Source organism: uncultured Tepidimonas sp., from assembly GCF_938045175.1.
GTDB lineage: Bacteria > Pseudomonadota > Gammaproteobacteria > Burkholderiales > Burkholderiaceae_C > Tepidimonas.
In genome coordinates this window covers 1-4,618 of record NZ_CALIND010000127.1, presented here as the reverse complement: position 1 = coordinate 4,618, position 4,618 = coordinate 1, and the positions used below count along the sequence as shown (strand labels likewise).

General features: G+C 71.2%; 7 protein-coding genes. 6 read left to right on the top strand and 1 reads right to left on the bottom strand.

Features of this window, described 5'->3' with window-relative positions:
• The coding region (locus Q0716_RS06790; RefSeq protein WP_299021228.1) for a deoxyribodipyrimidine photo-lyase at positions 1-233 on the bottom strand (233 nt) is incomplete at its 3' end.
• Between the two features lie 26 nt (positions 234-259).
• Here Q0716_RS06790 and Q0716_RS06785 point away from each other — a divergent pair.
• The 6 genes from Q0716_RS06785 to Q0716_RS06760 form a co-directional block, all read left to right on the top strand.
• Positions 260-1,003 (top strand): YqgE/AlgH family protein, encoded by a 744-nt coding sequence (locus Q0716_RS06785; RefSeq protein ID WP_299021225.1) that lies wholly within the window; start codon positions 260-262, stop codon positions 1,001-1,003.
• Positions 1,000-1,410: a Holliday junction resolvase RuvX gene (ruvX, locus tag Q0716_RS06780; protein WP_299021222.1), complete on the top strand. Its 411-nt coding sequence runs from the start codon at positions 1,000-1,002 to the stop codon at positions 1,408-1,410. Before Q0716_RS06785 ends, ruvX begins: the two co-directional genes overlap by 4 nt.
• Positions 1,407-1,970, top strand: a complete 564-nt coding sequence (pyrR, locus tag Q0716_RS06775; protein WP_299021219.1) for a bifunctional pyr operon transcriptional regulator/uracil phosphoribosyltransferase PyrR — start codon at positions 1,407-1,409, stop codon at positions 1,968-1,970. Before ruvX ends, pyrR begins: the two co-directional genes overlap by 4 nt.
• Positions 1,971-1,991: 21 nt before the next feature.
• Positions 1,992-2,948: an aspartate carbamoyltransferase catalytic subunit gene (locus Q0716_RS06770; RefSeq protein WP_299021216.1), complete on the top strand. Its 957-nt coding sequence runs from the start codon at positions 1,992-1,994 to the stop codon at positions 2,946-2,948.
• Positions 2,945-4,273, top strand: a complete 1,329-nt coding sequence (locus Q0716_RS06765; protein WP_299021214.1) for a dihydroorotase — start codon at positions 2,945-2,947, stop codon at positions 4,271-4,273. The genes Q0716_RS06770 and Q0716_RS06765 overlap by 4 nt, the downstream gene beginning before the upstream one ends.
• A gap of 7 nt (positions 4,274-4,280) precedes the next feature.
• On the top strand, positions 4,281-4,618 hold a 338-nt coding region (locus Q0716_RS06760), incomplete at its 3' end, for a 1-acyl-sn-glycerol-3-phosphate acyltransferase (RefSeq protein WP_299021211.1).

The following is a 4,618-nucleotide window of genomic DNA, read 5'->3' as shown; positions in this document are numbered from 1 at the left end:
GCGCGCAGCTGCTCGTCCAGGTCGATCAGGCTCTCATGGATAAACTCCACCCGCCGGTCGGCGTGCAGCCCTCGCTCCAGCAGCGGCTGCAGGATGTCGGTGTCGAAGACGAACACCGCCCACACGCGCCGGCATTGTTGCAGGGCGTGGCACAGCGCCGCGTTGTCGGCCGTGCGCAGGTCACGGCGAAACCACATCAGGCCACGGTCGTACGGTTTGCGGTCAGGGTTCATGGGGGTGCGCGCGTAGAATCGATGCCATGAGCTCGGATTCTGCCCCCGTCAACCTGACGCATCATTTCTTGATCGCCATGCCCGGGCTGAACGATGAGCTGTTCGGCCGCAGTGTCGTCTATGTCTGCGAGCATACGCCGCGCGGCGCGCTGGGCCTCATCATCAACAAACCCACGGGCATCACGCTCGACGACCTGTTCGAGCGGCTGGAACTGCCCCTGGGCCGCCCCGAATGGTCGGGCATGCCCGTGCTGCGAGGCGGGCCGCTGCAGACCGAGCGTGGCTTCGTGCTGCACGAGCACATGGGCGAGCCCGAGCCCGTGGGCTCGGTCAACCCCCCTGCGACGCAGGCCGTGCCCGCGCCGACGTCGGCTTTGCCGTCGTTGTTGCAGGCAGCGGGGGCAGCCGACGAGGCGCCCGACGAGGTGTCGGGATCTTCCGCCCGCGACCCGGCGGCCCCGCCGCCACGCGCTAGTGCCTATGCCTCGTCGCTGCGCATCGACGGGGCAGGGCTGGAGCTGACCACCTCGCGCGACGTGCTCGAAGCCGTCGCCGCCGGCGCCGGGCCGCGGCAGATGCTGGTGGCGCTGGGATATTCGTCCTGGGGCGAGGGGCAGCTCGAATCCGAATTGGGCGACAACGCCTGGCTGACGGTGCCGGCCGACCCGGCGCTGCTGTTCGAGGTGCCCATCGAGCAGCGCTACGAGCGGGCGATGGGCCTGCTGGGCCTGCAGCCGTGGATGCTGGCACCGGGCGCTGGGCGGGCATGACGACCTGGGGCGTGGTGCGCGCGGGCGCACAGAGTTTTTTGGCGTTCGACTGGGGCGAGCGTCGCGTCGGCATGGCCAGCGGCAACGCCATCACGCGCACCGCCACGCCCTTGCCCACGGTGGACGCCCAGGGCGACGCGCGCTGGCAGCGCCTGCTGGCGGCGATCGCCCAATGGCAGCCGGACGCCCTGGTGGTGGGCGTGCCGTACCATCCCGACGGCGCGGCGCACGCGCACACGCAGCGCGCGCAGCGCTTTGCGCGCCAGTTGCACGGCCGCACCGGTCTGCCCGTGGTGGAAGTGGACGAACGCTACAGCAGCACCGAAGCCCACGCGCTGGGTGCCAAAGACGCCGATGCCGCTGCCGCGTGCATCATTTTGGAGCAGTATTTGAGGAGTCTGCCATGACCCACGACGGGGGGCGGGACGCCGCGCCGACCGACGGGCGGCTGCCGCTGGATGCCGAGGCCCTGTATGCCGAGTTGCGCCGCGCGGTGCAGGCCTTGCTGGCCGCCGGGCCACAACCCACCCACCTGGTGGGCGTGGCCTCGGGCGGCGCATGGCTGGCCGAGCGGCTGCACCGCGAGCTGGGCTTGCCCGGCGAGCCAGGTGTCATCGTCGCCACCCTGCACCGCGACGACTACGCGCAGCGCGGGCTGGCGGCCAGCACCGCGCAGACGCGCCTGCCGTTCGAGGTCGAAGGTGCGCACGTGCTGCTCATCGACGACGTGCTCTACACCGGCCGCACGCTGCGCGCCGTGCTCAACGAGCTGTTCGACTATGGCCGCCCGGCCAGCGTGCGGCTGGCGGTGCTGGTCGACCGCGGTGGGCGCGAGCTACCGGTGGCAGCCGACGCCGCTGCCGTGCGCCTGCCGCTGCCCGCGCACCAGTCGTTCGAGCTGGTGCGCGACGGCGACGGGCGCTTCTCCTTCGCCCTGCTCGAACGCACCCCGCCGCGCCTGGGCTAACACTGCCGGAGCCCCCACGCCATGACGCGCAATCCCCAACTCAACCGCCACGGCGAGCTCATCCATCTGCTCTCCACCGAAGGGCTGCCGCGCGACATCCTGCTGCACATCCTGGACACGGCCGCGCAGTTCGTCAGCGTCAACGACCGCGAGGTCAAAAAAGTCCCCCTGCTGCGCGGCAAGAGCGTGTTCAACCTCTTTTTCGAAAACAGCACGCGCACCCGCACCACGTTCGAGATCGCGGCCACCCGCCTGTCGGCCGACGTGTTCAACCTCGACATCGCGCGCTCCTCTACCGCCAAGGGCGAGACGCTGCTCGACACGATCGCCAACCTCTCGGCGATGGCGGCCGACATCTTCGTCGTGCGCCACAGCGAGTCGGGCGCGCCGTACCTGATCGCGCAGCACGTGGCACCGCACGTGCACGTCATCAATGCCGGTGATGGCCGCCACGCCCACCCCACACAGGGCCTGCTGGACATGTACACCATCCGCCACTACAAGGGTGACTTCACCCGTCTGTCGGTGGCCATCGTGGGCGACGTGCTGCACTCGCGCGTGGCGCGCTCCGACATCCACGCGCTCACCACCCTGGGCTGCCCGGACGTGCGTGTGGTGGGCCCGCGCACGCTGGTACCCAGCGACTTGGCGCACCTGGGCGTGCGCGTGTGCCATTCGCTGGAAGAGGGCATCCGTGACTGTGACGTCGTCATCGCGCTGCGGCTGCAAAACGAGCGCATGAGCGGCGCTTTGCTGCCCTCCAGCCAGGAGTTTCACCAGCGCTTTGGCCTCACGCCCGAGCGGCTGCGCTGGGCCAAGCCCGATGCCATCGTCATGCACCCGGGGCCGGTCAACCGTGGGGTCGAGATCGACTCCAGCGTCGTCGATGGCGCGCAAAGCGTGGTGCTGCCGCAGGTGACCTTTGGCGTGGCGGTGCGCATGGCGGTCATGGGCATCATCGCGGGGAACGAAGCATGAAACTCCTCATCCGAGACGGCCGCGTCATCGATCCCGCCAGCGGCACCGACCGGGTGGCCGACGTGGCCATCGCTGCTGGGCGCATCATCGGCATCGGTCAGGTGCCTGTGGACTTCCACCCCAACCGCGTGCTCGACGCCCGCGGCTGCTGGCTATTGCCCGGACTGGTGGACTTGTGCGCCCGCCTGGGCGAGCCCGGCCACGAGCATGCGGGCATGCTCGAGAGCGAAACCGCTGCCGCCGTCGCCGGTGGCGTGACCAGCCTGGTGTGCCCGCCCGATACCGATCCCGTGCTGGACGAACCGGGCCTGGTCGACATGCTGCGCGCGCGCGCCGAGCGGCTGCACCGCACGCGCCTGTTTCCGCTGGGGGCGCTGACGCGCGGGCTGCAGGGCGAGGTGCTGGCCGAGATGGTGCAACTGGCCGAGCGCGGCTGCGTGGGCTTTGGCCAGGCGGATGAGCCCATCGTCAACACCCAGGTGCTGCAGCGTGCCTTCCAGTACGCCGCCACTTTTGGCTACACGCTGTGGCTGCGGCCCGAAGAGCCGTGGCTGTCCAAAGGCGTCATGGCCAGCGGGCCGCTGGCTACGCGGCTCGGGCTGTCGGGCGTGCCCGCCGCGTCCGAGGTGATCGCGCTGCACACGCTGCTGGCGCTGCTGCGCAGCGTCGTGGCGGGCACGCCGCCGGGGGCGCCGCCGCCCGTGCACCTGCACCTGTGCCGCTTGAGCACCGCCGCCGGCGTCGACTTGGTGCGCCAAGCCAAGGCCGAAGGCTTGCCGGTCACGGCCGACGTCAGCGTGCACCAACTGCTGCTCACCGATACCGACATCGGCTACTACGACACCCGGCTGCGCCTGCAGCCGCCCGTGCGCCAGCAGCGCGACCGCGACGCGCTGCGCGCCGGGCTGGCTGACGGCACGATCGACGCGCTGGTGTCGGACCACACGCCCGTCTCGGCCGACGCGAAGGCGGTGCCATTCGCGCAGGCCGAGCCGGGCGCCACCGCCATCGAGCTGCTCGCGGGCCTCGCCGTCAAATGGGCGCAACAAGACGGCGTGCCCGTGGCGCGCGCAGTAGAGGTGCTCACCAGCGGGCCGGCGCGCGTGCTGGGGGCGCGGTTGGGCACGCTGCAGGCCAGCGTCGGCCGGCTGGCCGTGGGCGGGGTGGCCGACGTGTGCGTGCTCGACCCGCAAGCCACCTGGCGCGTGGAGCCATCACGCCTGCGCAGCCAGGGCCGGCATACGCCGTTCGAGGGCCACGCGCTGCCTGCGCGCGTGCGCACCACGGTGGTGGGTGGCCACATCGCGTTCGATGCCGCCGACTGACCGCGCCATGGCGACCGCCGCCGTGCCGTGGGGGTGCCGCGTGCGTGCCGTGGGCCGCGCGGCGCGGCTGCTGGCGCACGTCCTGCAGGGGCTGTGGACGCTGTGGCGGGTCTTTCCGCGCGCCGACGACGCGGCCCGCGTCGCTCACGTGCAGCGCTGGTCCCGGCAGGCACTGGACATTTTGGGTGTGCGCTGGTTCGTGCATGGCCCGCCACCCGCCCGCGGGCCGCTGCTGGTGGTGGCCAATCACATCTCGTGGCTGGACATTTTGGTGGTCAACGCGGTGCGCCCGTGTCGTTTCGTCTCCAAGGCCGACGTACGTCACTGGCCCGTGCTGGGGCGGCT

Coding starts and splice junctions, on each gene's coding strand:
- Q0716_RS06785 (WP_299021225.1), top strand. CDS start 260: ATGAGCTCGGATTCTGCCCCCGTCAACCTGACGCATCATTTCTTGATC.
- ruvX (WP_299021222.1), top strand. CDS start 1,000: ATGACGACCTGGGGCGTGGTGCGCGCGGGCGCACAGAGTTTTTTGGCG.
- pyrR (WP_299021219.1), top strand. CDS start 1,407: ATGACCCACGACGGGGGGCGGGACGCCGCGCCGACCGACGGGCGGCTG.
- Q0716_RS06770 (WP_299021216.1), top strand. CDS start 1,992: ATGACGCGCAATCCCCAACTCAACCGCCACGGCGAGCTCATCCATCTG.
- Q0716_RS06765 (WP_299021214.1), top strand. CDS start 2,945: ATGAAACTCCTCATCCGAGACGGCCGCGTCATCGATCCCGCCAGCGGC.